The organism is Actinomadura sp. 3N407 (assembly GCF_052245875.1).
GTDB lineage: Bacteria > Actinomycetota > Actinomycetes > Streptosporangiales > Streptosporangiaceae > Spirillospora.
This window is the reverse complement of the sequence record NZ_JBQQBP010000003.1, coordinates 581,920-600,670: the sequence shown is the minus strand read 5'-3', so window position 1 is coordinate 600,670 and position 18,751 is coordinate 581,920. Positions and strand designations below refer to the sequence as shown.

Below are 18,751 nucleotides of genomic sequence, written 5' to 3'. Positions count from 1 at the left end.
CGCCGGAAGCTGGGATTGGCAGTACCACCCTGGGGTCTGCGACCGGCCGAGCTCACCGAGGGCAGCGCGCTGTTCCGCCGGCTCTGGGCACGTCACCACGTCGAAGTACGACGCAACAGCACCAAGCGCATGACGCATCCGGTCGTCGGCGAGATCGAGGTCCACTGCGACGTCCTCGTCGTCCCCGAACGCGACCAGAAGGTCGTCCTCTACACGGCCGCGCCCGGCACGCCGTCCCACGAGGCACTGAAGCTCCTGCGCGTCGTCGGAACCCAGGACCTCGCCCCGCGCTGAACCCCCGGCCCGTACGCAGAGGCCCGGGGCTCGGCCTGCGCCGAGAACCCGGGCCCCGGCTCCGGTCTCAGCGCAGCTCGCGCTTGAGGATCTTGCCGGTGGCGGTCATCGGCAGCTCGTCGCGGAACTCGACGATCCGCGGGTACTTGTAGTTCGCGAACTGCTCCTTGCCCCACGCGATGAGGTCGTCCTCGGTGACGGCGGCGCCGGGCGTCCGGATCACGTACGCCTTGACCTCCTCGCCGTGCGAGGGGTGCTCGACGCCCACGACCGCGGCCAGCGACACCTCCGGGTGGGTCATCAGGACCTCTTCGATCTCCCGCGGGTACACGTTGTAACCACCGCGGATGATCATGTCCTTGGAGCGGTCGATGATGTAGTAGTAGCCCTCCTCGTCGCGGCGGGCCACGTCACCGGTGCGGAACCAGCCGTCCTTCATCGAGTCCGCGGTCGCGTCGGGCCGCTTGTAGTAGCCCTTCATGATGTTGTGCCCGCGGATGGCGATCTCCCCGGGCCCCTCGCCCTCGACGTCCTTCCAGTCCTCGTCGATCAGCTTCATCTCGACGCCCCAGACGGGCAGGCCGATCGAGCCTGCCTTGGCAGGACGGTCCGGGCGGTTGAACGAGGCCACCGGTGACGTCTCCGACAGGCCGTAGCCCTCCAGCACGTCCACGTCGAACTTCTGCTTGATCCCCTTGAGGACCTCCATCTGCAGCGCCGACCCGCCCGACACCGCGACCCGCAGGTTCTCCCGGATCGTCGCGATGTCCTCCTCGGACGTGTCGTCGGTCAGCAGCCCCCAGTACATCGTCGGGACGCCCGCGAAGATGTTCACCTTCTCCTTGACCATCAGCTCGATGGCCTGCTTGGCGTCGAACCTCGGCTGCAGGACCAGCGTCGCCCGCCGGTAGATGCCGACGTTCATCACGCACGTCTGCCCGAAGATGTGGAACAGCGGCAGCGTCACCAGAGACGTGTCGTGCAGGGTCCGGTAGAAGAGCGTGTCGTCCACCATCGCGTTCGCCAGCAGGTTGCTGTGCGTGAGCTCGGCGCCCTTCGGCTGGCCCGTGGTCCCGCTGGTGTAGATGATGACCGCGGTGTCGTTCGGCTCCGTCTGCACCGGGTCGAACGTGCTCGGCTGGCCCGCCAGCGCCGCCCAGAACAGCTCGGCGCCCTCGATCGGCGACTCGGCCGCCGCCGGATTGGCGGGCAGCAGGAAGAAGTGCTCGCACCCCCCGGCCTGCTCGAACCCGGCGTACCCCATCTCGCCGAGCGGCAGTTCCGGCGTCCCCTCGAAGCAGAACAGCGCCTTGGCGTCGGAGTCGTCGAGGTGGTAGGTGATCTCCCGCGGCTTCAGCAGCACGTTCAGCGGGACGACCACCGCGCCCGCCTTGAGGGCCCCGAAGTAGACCATCGGGAAGTACGGGAGGTTCGGGGTGGACAGCGCCACCTTGTCGCCCGGTCCGATGCCGCGCGACCGCAGAAGGTTCGCGACCTGGTTCGCGACCGAGTCGATGAACGAGTAGGAGAGCCGGAGGTCGCCGAACACGACCGCCTCGCGGTCGGGCGTCTCCCTGGCGGCGTCCTCCAGCAGCACGGACAGGTTGAGCATCGGTGGCACTCCTCGCGCGAAAGGTGACCGGTCGGTTAGTTACCGGCGAGTGTATGAGGCGTTTCGCACATCCTCCTGCATGGGGTTCGGCCCGCGCCATCCTTCGCCCCGCTTCGACGTGCCGTTTCCGCGCCGTCAGCGGACACCGGCGACCGTCGGGCGGGCGGATCCGGCACATGCCGGGCCGCGGCACCGTTACCATGTGCCGCTCCACCGAGAAAGGTGCATGTCTTGATCATCTTTGGCTTTCGCGTGATGTTCTTCACCTTGACCAGGGGGATCTTTCACTGCCCCGATTGCGGCGGCGACCGCGAATACCGGCGCCGGCAGGGGCGCAACTTCTTCACTCTGTTCTTCATCCCGGTCATTCCGCTCACCAAGATCGGCGGTGAGTTCATCGAGTGCGACACGTGCAAGAGCCGCTGGAACCCCGGCGTCCTCGACGTGCCGACCACCGCGCAGCTCGCCCAGATGCCCGCGATGCTCCTGCGCATGGCCATCGCCCAGGTGCTGCGTTCCGGCGACTACACCGACCCGTCCGCCCGCTCCCGCGCCGTGGCGGTCGTCCAGCAGGCCGGCGTCGCCGGCTACGACGACGCCGCGCTGAACGCCGACCTCGGCCGCCCGTTCGACGAGGTCCGCGTCGAGATGGCCCGCGCCGCCTCGGCTCTCGCCCCCGAGGCGCGCGAGAGCATCCTGCGCGCCGCCGCCGAGATCGCCCTCTCCGACGGGCGGCTCAGCGCCTCCGAGGAGGAGACCCTCGCCGCCGTCGGCGTCGACCTGGAACTCACCCGCGTCCAGGTGACCGGCGTCGTCTCCATGGCCCGCCAGGAATCCGGCCATTAAGTCCCGGCGGGAGGGCTTGCGGTTGCGCTACTCTTGATGTATGTCAGCCAGGCTGCTCCTTGAACGACCACGTTGACGAACTGACGTCAGCGTGGTGGCCCCTCCTGTGCGAGGGGCCATTTCATGTCGGCGGACGGCCTGGGGCCCTGCAATCAGCGAGCAAGAAACCGGAGTTGTAGGCGTGAGCAGCGACGAGCAGTACGATCCGCGGGCGATTCAGGACAAATGGCAGGCCCGCTGGGCGCAGCTCGAACCGTTCACGGCCGACGAGAAGGACGAAGGCCGCGAACGGCGCTATGCGCTGGACATGTTCCCCTACCCCAGCGGCGACCTGCACATGGGGCACGCGGAGGCGTTCGGCATCGGCGACGTCCCCGCCCGCTACTGGTTCCAGCGCGGCTTCAACGTCCTGCACCCCATCGGCTGGGACTCCTTCGGCCTGCCCGCCGAGAACGCCGCCATCAAACGCGACTCCCACCCCGCCGAGTGGACCTACGCCAACATCGAGACCCAGGCGTCCTCGTTCCGGCGCTACGCAGCGTCGTTCGACTGGTCGCGGCGCCTGCACACCTCCGACCCCGAGTACTACAAGTGGACGCAGTGGCTGTTCCTGCGCTTCTACGAGCGGGGCCTGGCCTACCGCAAGGGCGGCCACGTCAACTGGTGTCCCAAGGACCAGACCGTCCTGGCCAACGAGCAGGTCGTCGGCGGGCACTGCGAACGCTGCGGCGCCCTGGTCGAAAAGCGCGTGCTGACCCAGTGGTACTTCAAGATCACCGAATACGCCGACCGGCTGCTGGACGACATGGAGCAGCTGGAGGGCAAGTGGCCCGAGCGCGTCCTGCTGATGCAGCGCAACTGGATCGGCCGCTCCACCGGCGCCGACGTCGACTTCGTCATCGAGGGGCGCGACGAGCCCGTCACCGTCTACACCACCCGCCCCGACACCCTGTTCGGTGCCACGTTCATGGTCGTCGCCGCCGACGCCGCGCTGGCCGAGGAGGTCTGCGCCCCCGACCACCGGGCCGCGTTCGAGGCGTACCGCGAGGAGGTCTCCCGCGAGAGCGAGATCGAGCGGCTGTCCACCGAACGTGAGAAGACCGGCGTGTTCCTGGGCCGCTACGCGGTCAACCCCGTCAACGGTGAGCGGCTGCCCGTGTGGGCGTCCGACTACGTCCTGGCCGAATACGGGCACGGCGCGATCATGGCCGTCCCGGCGCACGACCAGCGCGACCTGGACTTCGCGCTGAAGTTCGGCCTGCCCGTCCGCGTCGTCGTCGAGACCGGGCTGCCCGACCCGTCCGAGACCGGCGTCGCCACCCCCGGCGACGGCGCGATCGTCAACTCCGGGCCGATCGACGGGCTGACCAAGGCCGGCGCCATCGCCCGCATCACCGAGATCCTGGCCGAACGCGGCACCGGCCGCGCGTCGGTGAACTTCCGGCTGCGCGACTGGCTGGTGTCCCGGCAGCGGTTCTGGGGCTGCCCGATCCCGATCGTGCACTGCGAGGCGTGCGGCGAGGTCCCCGTCCCGGACGACCAGCTGCCCGTGACGCTGCCCGAGGGCCTGCGCGGCGCCGACCTGGCCCCCAAGGGCACCTCGCCGCTGGCCGCCGCGACCGACTGGGTCAACGTCGAATGCCCCAAGTGCGGCGGCCCCGCCGAACGCGACACCGACACCATGGACACGTTCGTCGACTCGTCCTGGTACTACTTCCGCTACTGCTCGCCCGGCTACGAGAGCGGTCCGTTCGACGTCGAGCAGGTCCGCAAGTGGATGCCCGTCGACCAGTACACCGGCGGCGTCGAGCACGCCATCCTGCACCTGCTGTACAGCCGGTTCTTCACCAAGGTCCTGTACGACATGGGCATGATCGACTTCACCGAGCCGTTCCGCCGGCTGCTGAACCAGGGCCAGGTGATCAACCAGGGCAAGGCGATGTCGAAGACGCTGGGCAACGGCGTCGACTTGGGCGAGCAGATCGGCGAGTTCGGCGTGGACGTCGTCCGGCTGGCCATCCTGTTCTCCGGCCCGCCCGAGGACGACATCGACTGGGCGGACGTGTCCCCGCACGGCATGTCCAAGTTCCTGTCCCGTGTCCACCGCATCGCCACCGAGGTCTCCTCCGCGCCCGGTGCCGACGTCACGTCCGGCGACACGGCCCTGCGCCGCGTCACCGCCCGCACCGTCCACGAGGCCACCACCCTGGTCGAGACCCAGCGGTTCAACGTCGCGATCGCCCGGATCATGGAACTGGTCACCGCGACCCGCAAGGCCATCGACTCCGGCCCCGGCGCCGGCGACCCCGCCGTCCGCGAGGCCGCCGAGACGATCGCGACGCTGCTGTCGCTGTTCGCCCCCTACACCGCCGACGAGGCGTGGGAGCTGATGGGACGCACCGCCCCGGTCATCCGCGCGGGCTGGCCGTCCGCCGACCCCGCGCTGCTGGTGGAGGAGACGGTCACCTGCGTCGTCCAGGTCGGCGGCAAGGTCCGCGACCGGCTGGAGGTCGCCCCCGGTATCGCCGACGAGGAACTGGAGCGGCTGGCCCTGGACTCCACCAAGGTCCGGGACGCCCTGGCCGGCGCCGAGATCGCGAAGATCATCGTCCGGGCGCCCAAGATCGTCAACATCGTTCCCAAGCGCTGACCGGGCGCGCGGAGACGGCCGCCGGGGCTTTCCGGCGGCCGTCTCCGTGCGTGTCTCACATCTTGCGGAGGACCGCCACGACGCGTCCGAGCACCGAGGCCTCGTCGCCGGGGATCGGCTCGTAGGCGGGGTTCTGCGGCATCAGCCAGATGTGGCCGTCGCGGCGCTTGAACGTCTTCACCGTCGCCTCGCCGTCGATCATGGCGGCCACGATGTCGCCCTGCTCGGCCACCGGCTGCTGCCGGACGACGACCCAGTCACCGTCCGCGATCGCGGCGTCGATCATCGAGTCACCGCTGACCTTCAGCAGGAAGTGGGTGCCCTCGCCGACGAGCTGCTTGGGGAGCGTGAACACGTCCTCCACGGCCTCCTCGGCCAGGATCGGCCCACCGGCGGCGATCCGCCCCACCAGCGGCACGTACGCGGGCGCGGGCTGCGCCGAGGCCGGCTGCCCCCCGGCCGCCTCGTAGGCCTCCGCGTCCGTCCGCACCGGCGTCGCCCCGGGCACCCGGACCTCCACCGCCCGCGGCCGGTTGGGGTCGCGGCGCAGGAAACCCTTGCGCTGCAGCGCCCGGAGCTGGTGCGACACGCTGGAGGTGCTGGTCAGCCCCACGGCCTCGCCGATCTCGCGCATCGAGGGCGGGTACCCCCGGCGCTGCACCGAGTCGCGGATCACCTCCAGCACCATGCGCTGCCGTTGCGTCAGGCCCGTCTCGTCCATGGGCCCGTCGGGCAGCTCCCGGACCTTGCTCATCGCTCGTCGCCTCCCGGGCGCCTCGATCCGTCACTCCTTGTCATGAACGCTATCGCGTCCCGGCCCGATGATCAAACAATTGTTCGAAGATGTGCTCGCTTTTTGTCGGCGGCCCCTGGTACAACATCGTACAGGCGTTCGATCGAAAATGCATTCGACGTCGAGGAGGGGAGAGATGTCGGGTTCACCCCACAGTGACCGGGTCCCGATCCGCCTGACACGCCGCGGCCGCGCCGTCCTGGTCCTGTTCGCCGCCGCCGTCGCACTCGTGGTCCTCTGGCTCACCGTCGGGTCCGGCGCCCTCGCCGGCGGGCGGGAAAGCCACCGGGGCCCGTCCACCACCGCCGAGACCGTCGTGGTCGAACCGGGCGACACCCTCTGGGACATCGCCTCCGACGCCGACCCCGGAACCGACCCCCGCCTCGTCGTCCAGCGCATCATCGACCTCAACGGCATGGGCGGCGACCCCACCGTCCGGCCGGGGCAGGAGATCCGCCTCCCTGCCCGCTGATTCGTCCCGGGCGGACGCAGGCGACCCGTGCCGCCGTTCGGGCCGGGGTGTCGTGGGCCGCCTTCGGCGCACGTACGGGGGTGCGGCCGGAGGCGCGGCTCGGGCTTGGTTCCATGCCGTGCGGCGGGCGGCTCTCCCGGGCGGCCTTTCCCGGCGGTGAGGGCCGGCGGGAGAGGGTGGCTGATTCGCGGCCGCACGGGGGCTCACCAGGGAGTCTGTCGCCGTTGAGTGCGCCGGCGGGGACGGTCTGTGACGACACGCCCGGGAGGAAATCCAAGAGGCCTGACGTGACCTGGGGGGACGTGCCGGATGTGACGCGGGAGGCAGTGGATCAGGTTGCGAACGCCTGCGGCGAGCCGTACGGTTGACCACAACATCTAGTAGTCACACCGATGTACTTCACCCATATATGGCGTTGTTCGAAGGTGTGACGCGTTTCTGTCAGGGGAGGATTCGGACGTGCACTGCCCGTTCTGCCGCAACCCTGACACCAAAGTGATCGACAGCCGCTCCACCGACGACGGCGCCGCCATTCGGCGCCGCCGGTCGTGCGCGGAATGCGGCAAGCGATTCACGACGCAGGAGAATGTGCTCGTGATGGTGGCCAAGCGCAGCGGGGTCACCGAGCCGTTCTCCCGGGAAAAGATCATCGCCGGTGTGCGCAGGGCCTGCCAGGGCCGTCCGGTCGACGAGGATGCGCTCGCGAAGCTGGGGCAGCGGGTCGAAGAGGAGATCAGATCCTCCGGCTCCGCCGAAATCCCCTCGCACGAGATCGGCCTCGCGATCCTGGGGCCGCTCGGCGAACTCGATGAGGTCGCCTATCTGCGATTCGCCTCGGTCTACCGGAGCTTCGAGTCGCTGGACGACTTCGCCAAGGAGATCGAGACACTGCGGAAGGCCGGTTTTTCGGGGGAGTCCGGTCCGTCCCGGTAGGGACGGGTTCCGGAAACACAAGCAGATCACGTAGGAGCGTCTCCGCGCGGGCATGGTCCGTGCGGCGGCGGGGTTGTTCCTGAGCAGGGCCCGGCGGGAGGGCCCGAGAGGGGGAAGGTCATGACGGAGACGGTGAGCGGCTCGGCGGCACGACGCGGCAAGGGGAGCCGCAAGGGGCTGAAGATCGAGCGTATTTTCACCACACCCGGCGTGCATCCGTACGACGAGCTGCGCTGGGAACGTCGTGACGTCGTCATGACCAACTGGCGCGATGGCTCGGTGAACTTCGAGCAGCGCGGCGTCGAGTTCCCCGACTTCTGGTCGCTGAACGCCGCCAACATCGTGACGTCCAAGTACTTCCGCGGCGCGATCGGCACGCCGCAGCGCGAATGGAGCTTGAAGCAGCTCGTCGACCGCGTCGTCCGCATGTACGTGGAAACGGGTCTGCAGCAGGGCTATTTCGCTTCCGACCAGGACGTGGAGATCTTCGACCACGAGCTGAAGTACGCGCTGGTCCACCAGCTGTTCAGCTTCAACTCCCCCGTCTGGTTCAACGTGGGCACGAAGTCCCCGCAGCAGGTTTCGGCGTGCTTCATCCTGTCCGTGGACGACACGATGGAATCGATTCTGGACTGGTACAAGGAAGAGGGCGTCATCTTCAAGGGCGGCTCCGGCGCCGGCCTGAACCTGTCCCGAATCCGCTCCAGCAAGGAACTGCTGTCGTCCGGCGGCACGGCCAGCGGGCCCGTCTCGTTCATGCGCGGCGCCGACGCGTCCGCCGGGACGATCAAGTCGGGCGGCGCGACGCGGCGGGCCGCGAAGATGGTCGTGCTGGACGTCGACCACCCCGACATCGGGGAGTTCATCGAGACCAAGGCGCGTGAGGAGAACAAGATCCGCGCGCTGCGGGACGCCGGGTTCGACATGGACCTCGGCGGCAAGGACATCGGCAGCGTCCAGTACCAGAACGCCAACAACTCGGTCCGGGTGTCGGACGAGTTCATGCGGTCCGTCGATGCGGACGACGAGTTCGGGCTGCGCGCCCGGATGACCGGTGAGGTCGTGGAGACGGTCAAGGCCAAGGAGCTGTTCCGGCTGATGGCCAAGGCCGCGTGGGAGTGCGCCGACCCCGGCGTCCAGTACGACGACACGATCAACGACTGGCACACCAACCCGGAGACCGGCCGTATCACCGCAAGCAACCCCTGCTCGGAGTACATGTCGCTGGACAACTCGTCCTGCAACCTGGCGAGCATCAACCTGCTGAAGTTCCTCACGGACGCGGGGACGTTCGACGTCGCCAAGTTCGTCAAGCTCACCGAGCTGATCATCACGGCGATGGACATCTCCATCACGTTCGCCGACTTCCCGACGGAGAAGATCGCGGAGACGACCCGCGACTACCGGCAGCTCGGCATCGGCTACGCCAACCTGGGCGCGCTGCTGATGGCGACCGGTCACGCCTACGACTCCGACGGCGGACGGTCCCTGGCCGCGGCGATCACGTCGCTGATGACGGGCGTCGCCTACCGCCGGTCCGCGGAGATGGCCGGGGTCGTCGGCGCGTACGCGGGGTACGCCCGCAACGCCGAGGGTCACAAGCGCGTCATGCGCAAGCACGCCGCCGCCAACGACGGCATCCGCACGCTGAACGACATGGACAAGTCGATCCACGCCGCGGCCGCGAAGCAGTGGCAGGAGTGCCTGAAGGCGGGCGACAAGCACGGCTACCGCAACGCGCAGGCCTCGCTGCTGGCCCCGACCGGGACCATCGGGCTGATGATGGACTGCGACACCACCGGTATCGAGCCCGACCTCGCGCTGATGAAGTTCAAGAAGCTCGTCGGCGGCGGATCGATGCAGATCGTCAACCACACGGTCCCGCGCGCGCTGGAGATGCTCGGCTACCAGCAGGAGCGGATCGAGGCGATCGTCGAGTACATCGCCGAGCACGGTCACGTGGTGGACGCCCCCGGCCTGCGTCCCGAGCACTACGAGGTGTTCGACTGCGCGATGGGGGAGCGGGCGATCAGCCCGATGGGACACGTCCGGATGATGGCGGCCGTGCAGCCGTTCCTGTCCGGGGCGATCTCCAAGACCGTCAACATGCCGGAGAAGGCCACCATCGAGGACATCGAGCGGGTGTACTTCGAAGGCTGGCGGCTCGGGCTGAAGGCCTTGGCGATCTACCGCGACAACTGCAAGGTGGGCCAGCCGCTGTCGGCCGCGGGCAAGAAGGAGGCGGCCGAGCCGGCGGAGGCCGCGACGCCGCGTCCCGTGCGCAAGCGGCTGCCGAAGCAGCGGCCCGCGACCGTCACCCGCTTCTCCGTCGCGGGCGCCGAGGGGTACATGACGGCGTCGTCCTACCCGGACGACGGTGTCGGCGAGGTCTTCCTCAAGCTCGGCAAGCAGGGCTCCACGCTCGCCGGTGTGATGGACGCCTTCTCCATGGCGATCTCCATCAGCCTCCAGTACGGGGTCCCGCTGGAGACGTGGGTGGAGAAGTTCACCAACATGCGGTTCGAGCCCGCCGGCATGACCGACGACCCCGACATCCGCATGGCGACGTCGGTGATGGACTACATCTTCCGGCGGCTGGCACTGGACCACCTGCCCTACGAGGAGCGTGCGGGTCTCGGCATCCTGACCGCCGGGGAGCGCGCCATGCAGGCCAACGGGGAGGACCCCGCGGCCCTGCACGGCGATGACGAGGTCGACAGCGAGTCGCTGGCGCAGTCCGCCGAGATCACCAGGCCCGCGGCTCCGGCTCCGGCCTCGGCGGGCGAGGCGCACTCGTCCATGGAGGTCATCGAGAGCCGCCAGGGCCGCACCGCGGACGCGCCGCTGTGCCTCACCTGCGGCACGAAGATGCGCCCCGCGGGCAGCTGCTACGTCTGCGAAGGCTGCGGCTCCACGAGCGGCTGCAGCTAGTACGGCGCGGATCGGAACGGGGAGCCCGGCCGGGGAGGCCGGGCTCTTCGCCGTGTGCGCTCAGGTCGGGCCGGTGCCGCCGTCGTCGGGCTCGCCGCCGGTCGTGCGGCGGCGCTTGGCGGGCTTGCGGCGCCCGGCCACGAGCGTGTCGTCCTCGGCACCGGTGTTCTTGGCGCCGGGGCTCGGGGCGCCGCCGGTGGACTGGCCGGGGGTCTCGGGGGAGTCGGGCAGGGCCGGGGTCTTCTCGTGGCGCGGGGACGACGGCTTGCGCGCGGGCTTGGCGATGGGCTTCGTCTCCGCCTGGCGGAGCGATTCGACGAAGCTCTTCGCGTCGTCCTCGTCGCCTTCGCCGTCCGGACGCCGCAGCCGCCTGCGCGCGATCCACTGGTCGAGTGTCAGCCGGCCGCCGCCGCCCGCGGCGAACAGGAGGCTGGCCATGCCGAGGACGAGGACGAGTTCGAAGCCGTTCTCGACGTTCGCGCCGTCCACCAGGAACAGGCCTTCGTCGGCGTGGACGAACACGAACGCGCCGGCCATGTCCACGAACAGCAGGGCTCCGGTGACGGGGAGGCCCAGCCCGGCGATCAGCGCGGCGCCGCCCAGCAGTTCGACGAACGCGGAGTAGACGGCGGCGGCGGTGGGCAGCGGTACGCCGAGGTCGTCGAACGACCGGCTGGTCGCGGTGACGCCCGCCTCGATCTTCTGCCAGCCGTGTGCCATGAACACGACGCCCACGCCGACCCGCGCGAGGACCGCCGCGATGTTGTAGAGCGGCCGTGTGCGCATGCCATCGACTCCTTCGACGGGGGGATTCGGCCCGGTTTTCGACGGAGAGTATGACGTCCGCCGGACGGATCGCGCGAACATACCAGGTGAAGTGATCCAAGGACGGGACTATCGGTCACGGCGCATGGGGCGCCCGGCTCACGGCGCAGCGCGATCGTCGAGGCACCGGACGGGGGGTGGGGCGGCTCTCGCTGGTGGTCCTGTGGGCGGCCGCGTTCGTCAGCGGGTGCGGCCCCGGGGTTTCAGGGGGGTGGCGGGCATGGTGGGCGCGGGCAGAGGGGCGCCGTCATAGCCGCGCACGGCGCCGAAGCGGTCGCCCGCCATCCAGTCCTGCCGTGCCCGGGCGATCTCCTCACCCGTCCGGGCGATGAAGTTCCACCACATGACGAGCTTCTCCTCGAACGGCTCGCCGCCGAGCAGGACGAGGCCGCTGTCACCGTCGGCCCTCAGCGGCAGCTCGCGGCGGCCGCTCCCGAGGTACAGCATCGAGCCGGGTTCGACGCGCATCCCGTCGATCTCCGTGACGCCGGACATCGTGAGCGCCGCGTACTCGAAGTCGGGTTCGACCGGCAGCCGGACGTCGGCTCCGTCGTCGAGGGCCAGGTCGGCGCCCATGATCGGCGTGAAGGCCGTGCCGGGCGAGGCGGTCCCGTCCAGCTCGCCCAGGATCACGGTGGCGGCGAATCCGGGCCCCCGCACGACGGGCAGGTCGCCATGGTGCTCGAACGCGGGCTCGGTGTGCCGGTGCGTGTCGGGCAACGCCACCCACAGCTGCGCGCCGTGCAGGATCGGCGAGTGGCGGCGCGGTGATTCCTCGGAGTGCGCGATGGCCCGTCCGGCGGTCATCAGCCCGAGTTCCTTCGGCCGGACGGTCTGCAGGCTGCCGAGGCTGTCGCGGTGCAGGACCTCGCCGCCGTGCAGCCAGCTGACCGTCTGCAGCCCGATGTGCGGATGCGGGGGTACCTGCATGCCCGGCTCGTCGGTGATGTCGTCCGGTCCGTAGTGGTCGACGAAGCACCAGGCGCCCACCATGCGCCGTCCCAGGCTGGGCAGCAGCCGCCGGACGACCGTGGATTCGCCCAGGGGCACCCGCCGCGGCGGGAGCAGCTCGTGTACGGGCCGTCCCGCGGCATCGTCCCGCCCGCCGCACTCGACCGGTTTGGGCCGGACATCGAGATTGCTCACCACGCCACCTTCCCTCGACCGCTGTTTCTACGATGCCCTATCGCTCGCGACCGCCAAGCACCGACCTGCTGTACGGTTAAATTACGCATCCTTCCCTTTATCGCTTAGGTTAGGGAGTGATGAGGGAGAAAATGTACTCGGTCGAGGAGGTCGCTGACCATCTCGGCCTCCATGTGCGGACCGTGCGCGGCTACATCCGCGCCGGACGGCTCAAGGCGGTGCGGATCGGCAAGCAGTACCGGATCGCCGAGGCCGACCTGGAGGAGCTGACCGGACGGGACCGGCCCGCGGTGTCACGGCCCGCCGGGGCGGCGCACGTGGAGGTGTCGAGCATCGTGCAGATCGACGGCATCGACCGCGCCGCGGCCGACCGGCTGGGGACGCTCGTCCTGGCCGGCGTGAACACCGGCGAACCCGGCCATCAGCTGCGCGTACAGACCGCTCACGACCGGGAGTGGAACCGCATGAAGATCGTGATACTGGGCGGCGCCGCCGCCACCGCCGACGTGCTGCGGATGCTCGAAGCCGTGCTCGGCGACGACAACGACCTGTTCGTGAGGGAGGACGGCGATGACTGACGTCATGCAGGAGCGGGCCGGGGTGCAGGTTCTGATGTGCGACCCGGACGGGCCCCGGGTGACGACCACGCAGGACGTACTGGACCTGATCGGCGCGGTCTTCCTCGGCGCCGAGGTGGTGGCCGTGCCCGCGAGCCGCCTGGACGAGAGTTTCTTCTCCCTGGGCACCCGCTTCGCCGGCGAGGTCATGCAGAAGTTCGTCAACTACCGGCTGCGCCTGGCCGTCATCGGCGACATCTCCGGGCACGTGGCCGCGAGCCCGGCGCTGAAGGCGCTCGTCCACGAGTCGAACTCGGCCGGACACGTGTGGTTCGTCCCCGACCTGGACGCGCTCGACGCGCGGCTGCGGACGGTCGCCTGAACGGCCGGCCCGGCTCCGCGGCGGCGGAGCCGGGAGGCGCGCCGAACGCGCTGCCGCGCAGGTCGGAGGCGGTGGCTCCGGTGCGTGGAATCGGGCGTGGGCGCGCGGGGTTCACCTGTATGTGATGCACGGTGAGTACAAGGTTCCGGGCGGCAAGCTCGTCGTCGCCGACGTCGATGTGGTGGACGGCCTGCTCCGCGGGCCGAGGATCAGTGGTGACTTCTTCCTGGAGCCCGACGAGGCTCTGGAGGCGATCAACGCCGTCCTGGACGGCCTGCCCGCGAAACTCGACGCGGGGGCGATCGGCGCCCGCGTCCAGGCGGGCCTGCCGCGGGACACGGTGATGCTGGGGATCACCGCCGAGGCCGTGGGGATCGCGGTGCGGCGGGCCGTCACGCGGGCGTCGGACTGGCGCGACCACGACTGGCGGCTGATCCACGAGCCGCCGCAGGAGCCCGTCCTGCACATGGCGCTCGACCAGGTCCTCGCCGAGGAGGTCGGTGCGGGACGGCGGCCGCCGACGCTGCGGGTGTGGGAGTGGGCGTCGCCCGCGGTCGTCATCGGCAGCTTCCAGTCGCTGCGCAACGAGGTCGACGCCGAGGCGGCCGGGCGGTACGGGGTGGACGTCGTCCGGCGCATCAGCGGCGGCGGCGCGATGTTCATCGAGCCGGGCAACACGATCACCTATTCGCTGTACGCGCCGGAGACGCTGGTGGCGGGCATGTCGTTCGCGGAGAGTTACGCGTTCCTGGACGACTGGGTGCTCGGCGCGCTCGGCGAGCTGGGGGTCAGGGCCTGGTACCAGCCGCTGAACGACATCACCTCCGATCAGGGCAAGATCGCGGGCGCGGCGCAGAAGCGGCTCGCCGCGGGCGCGGTGCTGCACCACGTGACGATGGCCTACGACATCGACGCCGAGAAGATGGTGCGGGTGCTGCGGATCGGCCGGGAGAAGATCTCCGACAAGGGGGTCGCCAGCGCGGTCAAGCGCGTCGATCCGCTGCGCCGCCAGACCGGGCTGCCCCGCGAGGAGATCATCGACCGGATGATCGGGCACTTCCGGGGCCGGTACGGGCTGACGAGCGACCGGGTCGGCGAGGACGAGCTGCGCCTCGCCGGCAAGTACGTCACGGACAAGTTCGGCAGCCCCGAGTGGACCGCACGCGTCCCGTGAGACGCGCCGGCGCGATGACGCGGCCGGCGGGGGGACGGAACTACGGGACCTTTCCGTGCGTCGTTCCTCTCATGGCAGGTCGCGGGGGCGCGCGACTGGCCGTAGGTTGGGGACACCGATCGATGATGAGGAGCGTTCATGTCGCTGCAGAAGGGCGCCAACACCGCGGTGCCGGTTCCCTCGGTCCGTGTCGAGCTCGGCTGGCAGAGCGGTCCGGGTATGCCGGACGCGGACGCGTCGGCGCTTCTGCTGGCGGAGACCGGCCGGGTGCGTTCGGACGACGATTTCGTCTTCTACAACCAGCCCGCGCACAACTCGGGGGCGGTCCGCCACGACGGCAAGCAGCGGGGGCCGACCGTCCTGGACGTGCTGTCGGTCGACCTGAACCGCGTCGAGCCCGCCATCGACAGGATCGTCATCGCGGCGTCCGCCGATGGGGGGACGTTCGGCGAGTTCCAGGGCCTGTACGTGCGCGTGGTGGACGCGGCGGCCGGGGCGGAGGTCGCCCGGTTCGACAGCCAGGGGGCCACCACGGAGACGGCGTTCGTGCTCGGTGAGCTTTACCGGCGGCAGGGCGCGTGGAAGTTCCGCGCGGTCGGGCAGGGCTATGACTCGGGGCTCGCCGGTCTGGCGACCGACTTCGGGATCTCGGTCGACGAACCCGCCGAGGAGACCGCTCCGCCTCCTCCCGCGCCTCCGCAGCCCCAGGCTCCGCCTCCGCCTCCGGGCGGGCAGTACGTACCGCCCCCGCCTCCCGGCGGGCAGTACGCGCCGCCTCCGCCCGGACAGTTCTCGGCGCCGCCGCCCCCGCCCCCGCCCCCGCCCCCGCCAGGCGGGCAGTACGCACCGCCTCCGCCTCCGCCTCCGCCGCCTCCGCCCGCTGCCGCTCCGCCTCCGCCGCAGCCGCAGCAGCAGGGCGGCACGATCTCGCTCACCAAGAACGCGCCGTCGGTTTCGCTCACCAAGCACGGCGCGACGTCCGGTCACATGCGGGTCAACCTCAACTGGAGCGCGCGCGAGGGCGTGGCCAAGGGGCTGCTCGGCAAACGCCGCCGCGGCCACGACCTCGACCTGGACCTGTGCTGTCTCTGGGAACTGCAGGACGGCCGTAAGGGCATCATCCACGCGCTCGGCGACATGGGTGCGCTGGAACGTGCGCCGTTCATCAAGCTCGACAAGGACGACCGCACCGGGGCGATCGCGACGGGCGAGAACCTCCACATCAACCTCGACCACACCGCGGACTTCAAGCGGATCCTGGTGTTCGCCGAGATCTACGACGGCGCCGACGACTTCCGCGGCCTGGACGCGATCGCCACGCTGTACCCGAAGGGCGCCGCGCCGATCGACATGCGCATCAACGACTGTGTCGACGCGTCCCGTGACGCGGTCCTGGCGCTCATCGAGAACGTGGGCGGGGAACTGGTCGTCCGCCGTGAAGGACGTTTCATCCTGCCGCCGCCCGGCCGTCCGCGCTGGGGGAAGATGTCGGTCGACCAGGCATACGGCTGGAATCTGGAGTGGGTCGCCTCACGCGGCAAGAACTGAACCCGTCCGTTCCGCGGTTTTACGCGGCCTTCACGGTGTCGGCCAGTTTCTTGTCGCGGGCCACTCTCACCAGGGCGGCGCTCAGCCGTGCCATGTCCTTGGCGGGGACCTTGGAGGCGAGTTCGTCGGCGTCGGTGGGGAGGCCCAGCCGTTCGGCGCCCTTCTTGACCTGGCCGTCGACGTAGGGGCGGAGCCAGGGCCAGATGGACTGGGCCTCGCGGCAGAAGATGTCCACGCCGGTCGGGCCGATGCCGGGGAACTCCTGCAGCAGGTCGGCCGCCTTCCCGGGGTCGCGTTCGGCCTCGATGGCGAGGCGCCGGAGGTCGCCCTTGTACTTGTCCTGGACGATCTGCGCGGTGTCGCCCAGGCGGGACGCGGTGCTCTCGTCGTAGCGGACGTAGTGGCCGCGTCCGAGCGCGTCGACGCGTTCCTGCCACGTCAGCTTGCTCATCCCGCGTGCCGTCCCCCCGCCGGCGGCGAACAGTTCGCGTGCCGCCGAGAGAGCGATGTCCGACGAGATCCGCGCGCTCAGCAGGTTGGCCAGGACCAGCAGTTTGAAGAGCGCGGCCGGCTGGTCCTTCAGGGATATGCCGGCCTCGTCGGCGAACGTCTCACCGGACTCGTGGAGCAGCTTCTTGACGACGGTGTCCATGGCACGTACCTCCCGCCGTCCCGCCTACCCCAGCCGGCGGACATGACTCATGCCGGGACGCGGGGCGGGGTCACAGAAGGCTCAGCTGGCCTTCTCCGGCGAGGGGGTCGCGGTGCTTCTTCAGGTGCCGCCAGCGTGGAAGGTCGTCCAGGTAGGACCACGACATCCTGTGATGCGGCGTGGGACCGGACTCCTGGAGGGCCCTCTGGTGGACGGGCGACGGATACCCGGCGCTGTCCGCGAACCCGTAGCCGGGGAACGCGCCGTCCAGTTCGGCCATCAGCCGGTCGCGGTGAACCTTCGCCAGGACGGACGCGGCCGCGACCGTGACCGACCGCTGGTCGGCCTTCACCTCGCAGCGCACCCGCCAAGGCCGGCTGAGGAAGTCGTGCTTGCCGTCCAGGATGACCACGTCGGGTGTGACGGGCAGCGACTCCAGGGCGCGGACGGCGGCGCGCCGCAGCGCCTCCGTCATGCCGATCTCGTCGATCTCTTCGGGACCGGCCGCGCCGATGGCGTGCCCGGCGAGCCAGCCGGGCAGCAGTTCGGCGAACGACTCGCGGTGGGCCTCGGTGAGGAGCTTGGAGTCGGTCAGCCCGATCGTCCTGTCGCCCCTGCCTCGCAGGACGGGGGGCGGGGTCAGGTCGGTGACCGCCGCGCAGACCACGACCGGGCCCGCCCAGGCGCCGCGGCCCACCTCGTCCACCCCGGCGATCCTGATGGGACGGCCGCTGCCGGACGGTGCGGCCCGAAGCCCGTCCTCGATCTCGTAGCCCGCGACACGTGAGACGTCCCCGGCGACCGCGGGGGCCGGGTCCAGGCCGGGCAGAGCGTGGGTGGAGTCGGTCAAGGAGTCTCCTTACGAGGAACTGCTCAGGAGCGCACGAAAGCCGCGATCGCGTGGCCGAGCCGTTCCCCGTCGTCCTCCTGGAGGAAATGCCCGGCGCCCTCGATCGTAGGGTGCTCGATACCCAGCGCGCCCGGGATCAACTGCTTGAACAGCGGCGCCATCGGCCCGGTGATGGGGTCCTTGTCGCTGAAGGCCACGAGGAACGGTTTGTCCCACGAGCGCAGGACGTCCCAGGCGTCGCGGTTGGGCTGCGCCTCGGGATCGTCGGGCTCGGCCGGGACGAGGGCGGGCATGGCGCGTGGACCCGCCTTGAACGACTCGTCCGGGAACGGCGCGTCGTAGGCGGCGCGCACGTCGTCGGGCAATGTGGTGCGGCATCCGGAGGCGACGCTTCGCGCGACGTCGAACTCGGGCGCGCTGCGGACCGACTGCCGGAACTTCAGCCATGTCTCCGGCATGGGGAAGTCGCCGGTGGGCAGGCCCGTGTTGGCCGTGACGACCCGTGAGAACCGTTCCGGGTGGGCGGTCACCAGCCGAAGGCCGATGAGGCCGCCCCAGTCCTGCCCGACCAGGGTCACGTCCTGGAGGCCGAGGGCGTCGAACACTAGCGAGCGGGTCCACTCGATGTGCCGGGCGTAGGTGTGGTCGCTCATCTCGGCGGGCTTGTCCGAACGGCCGAACCCGATCAGGTCGGGCACGACCACCCGCAGGCCCGCGTCCGCCAAGACCGGCATGACGTGCCGGTAGAGGAACGACCAGCTCGGCTCACCGTGCAGGCACAGCACCACCGGGCCGTCGGACGGCCCTGTCTCGACGTAGGCCATGCGCAGGGTTCCGTCGCCGTCCGGTGCGGGGACGTCGGCGTAGCGCGGTTCGTAGGGGAAGTCGGGGAGAACGTGGAAACGCTCCTCGGGCGTGCGCAGGATCCGCATGCGCCCAATCATGCCGAACATCGTTCTGGACAGGACGGAAGTCCTGGTCCCGGGTCGGGGTTTTCTCTGTTCCGCACCAGGCCGCGGTGTGGGGAGTCAACGAACCGCGCGCGGGGAGTCCCGTTCCGGGCGGTCCTGCGCTTTACTCGCTTCT

At 70.0% G+C, this 18,751-nt stretch carries 17 protein-coding genes; 10 read left to right on the top strand and 7 right to left on the bottom strand.

What is annotated here, in order from left to right:
- Positions 1-15: 15 nt before the first annotated feature.
- Entirely contained in the window at positions 16-294 is a 279-nt protein-coding gene (locus ACTWPP_RS10525; protein WP_443103967.1) for an MmyB family transcriptional regulator, read from the top strand.
- 67 nt (positions 295-361) lie between these two features.
- Here ACTWPP_RS10525 and ACTWPP_RS10520 read toward each other — a convergent pair whose 3' ends face one another.
- Positions 362-1,906, bottom strand: a complete 1,545-nt coding sequence (locus ACTWPP_RS10520) for a long-chain-fatty-acid--CoA ligase (RefSeq protein WP_443103966.1) — start codon at positions 1,904-1,906, stop codon at positions 362-364.
- A gap of 267 nt (positions 1,907-2,173) precedes the next feature.
- On the opposite strand from ACTWPP_RS10520, the gene ACTWPP_RS10515 reads away from it, so the two are divergent.
- Both ACTWPP_RS10515 and leuS read left to right on the top strand, forming a co-directional pair.
- Positions 2,174-2,752, top strand: a complete 579-nt coding sequence (locus tag ACTWPP_RS10515; RefSeq protein WP_443103965.1) for a hypothetical protein — start codon at positions 2,174-2,176, stop codon at positions 2,750-2,752.
- 151 nt (positions 2,753-2,903) lie between these two features.
- The gene (gene leuS, locus ACTWPP_RS10510; protein ID WP_443104012.1) at positions 2,904-5,402 is read left to right on the top strand and encodes a leucine--tRNA ligase; all 2,499 of its coding nucleotides are present in this window, start codon (positions 2,904-2,906) and stop codon (positions 5,400-5,402) included.
- A 55-nt stretch (positions 5,403-5,457) separates the two neighbouring features.
- Here the strand turns inward: leuS and lexA are convergent, their stop codons facing one another.
- Positions 5,458-6,156, bottom strand: coding sequence for a transcriptional repressor LexA (gene lexA, locus ACTWPP_RS10505; RefSeq protein ID WP_443103964.1), 699 nt, complete (start codon positions 6,154-6,156; stop codon positions 5,458-5,460).
- 175 nt (positions 6,157-6,331) lie between these two features.
- Here lexA and ACTWPP_RS10500 point away from each other — a divergent pair, with 175 nt between their 5' ends.
- The 3 genes from ACTWPP_RS10500 to ACTWPP_RS10490 all read left to right on the top strand — a co-directional run bounded on the left by ACTWPP_RS10500 (position 6,332) and on the right by ACTWPP_RS10490 (position 10,531).
- The gene (locus ACTWPP_RS10500; protein WP_443103963.1) at positions 6,332-6,667 is read left to right on the top strand and encodes a LysM peptidoglycan-binding domain-containing protein; all 336 of its coding nucleotides are present in this window, start codon (positions 6,332-6,334) and stop codon (positions 6,665-6,667) included.
- Between the two features lie 459 nt (positions 6,668-7,126).
- On the top strand, positions 7,127-7,600 hold the full coding sequence (gene nrdR, locus ACTWPP_RS10495) for a transcriptional regulator NrdR (RefSeq protein WP_443103962.1): 474 nt from the start codon (positions 7,127-7,129) through the stop codon (positions 7,598-7,600).
- A 120-nt stretch (positions 7,601-7,720) separates the two neighbouring features.
- The gene (locus ACTWPP_RS10490; protein WP_443103961.1) at positions 7,721-10,531 is read left to right on the top strand and encodes a vitamin B12-dependent ribonucleotide reductase; all 2,811 of its coding nucleotides are present in this window, start codon (positions 7,721-7,723) and stop codon (positions 10,529-10,531) included.
- Between the two features lie 60 nt (positions 10,532-10,591).
- Here the strand turns inward: ACTWPP_RS10490 and ACTWPP_RS10485 are convergent, their stop codons facing one another.
- Both ACTWPP_RS10485 and ACTWPP_RS10480 read right to left on the bottom strand, forming a co-directional pair.
- Positions 10,592-11,317 (bottom strand): DoxX family protein, encoded by a 726-nt coding sequence (locus ACTWPP_RS10485; RefSeq protein WP_443103960.1) that lies wholly within the window; start codon positions 11,315-11,317, stop codon positions 10,592-10,594.
- Between the two features lie 219 nt (positions 11,318-11,536).
- Entirely contained in the window at positions 11,537-12,502 is a 966-nt protein-coding gene (locus ACTWPP_RS10480; protein WP_443103959.1) for a pirin family protein, read from the bottom strand.
- A 119-nt stretch (positions 12,503-12,621) separates the two neighbouring features.
- Between ACTWPP_RS10480 and ACTWPP_RS10475 the strand changes: the two genes are divergently transcribed.
- The 4 genes from ACTWPP_RS10475 to ACTWPP_RS10460 all read left to right on the top strand — a co-directional run bounded on the left by ACTWPP_RS10475 (position 12,622) and on the right by ACTWPP_RS10460 (position 16,163).
- Positions 12,622-13,080, top strand: a complete 459-nt coding sequence (locus ACTWPP_RS10475) for a helix-turn-helix domain-containing protein (protein WP_443103958.1) — start codon at positions 12,622-12,624, stop codon at positions 13,078-13,080.
- A complete protein-coding gene (locus ACTWPP_RS10470; RefSeq protein WP_443103957.1) occupies positions 13,073-13,441 on the top strand; it encodes a DUF4180 domain-containing protein in 369 nt (122 codons plus the stop codon). The genes ACTWPP_RS10475 and ACTWPP_RS10470 overlap by 8 nt, the downstream gene beginning before the upstream one ends.
- 124 nt (positions 13,442-13,565) lie before the next feature.
- The gene (locus tag ACTWPP_RS10465) at positions 13,566-14,615 is read left to right on the top strand and encodes a lipoate--protein ligase family protein (protein ID WP_443103956.1); all 1,050 of its coding nucleotides are present in this window, start codon (positions 13,566-13,568) and stop codon (positions 14,613-14,615) included.
- Between the two features lie 138 nt (positions 14,616-14,753).
- Positions 14,754-16,163, top strand: coding sequence for a TerD family protein (locus ACTWPP_RS10460; protein WP_443103955.1), 1,410 nt, complete (start codon positions 14,754-14,756; stop codon positions 16,161-16,163).
- A 19-nt stretch (positions 16,164-16,182) separates the two neighbouring features.
- Here ACTWPP_RS10460 and ACTWPP_RS10455 read toward each other — a convergent pair whose 3' ends face one another.
- The 3 genes from ACTWPP_RS10455 to ACTWPP_RS10445 all read right to left on the bottom strand — a co-directional run bounded on the left by ACTWPP_RS10455 (position 16,183) and on the right by ACTWPP_RS10445 (position 18,597).
- Positions 16,183-16,815 carry an endonuclease gene (locus ACTWPP_RS10455; RefSeq protein WP_443103954.1) on the bottom strand — a complete coding sequence of 211 codons (633 nt, stop codon included), beginning with the start codon at positions 16,813-16,815 and terminating at the stop codon, positions 16,183-16,185.
- A 70-nt stretch (positions 16,816-16,885) separates the two neighbouring features.
- Entirely contained in the window at positions 16,886-17,635 is a 750-nt protein-coding gene (locus ACTWPP_RS10450) for a ribonuclease HII (protein ID WP_443104011.1), read from the bottom strand.
- A 53-nt stretch (positions 17,636-17,688) separates the two neighbouring features.
- A complete protein-coding gene (locus ACTWPP_RS10445) occupies positions 17,689-18,597 on the bottom strand; it encodes a haloalkane dehalogenase (RefSeq protein ID WP_443103953.1) in 909 nt (302 codons plus the stop codon).
- Between the last annotated feature and the right edge of the window lie 154 nt (positions 18,598-18,751).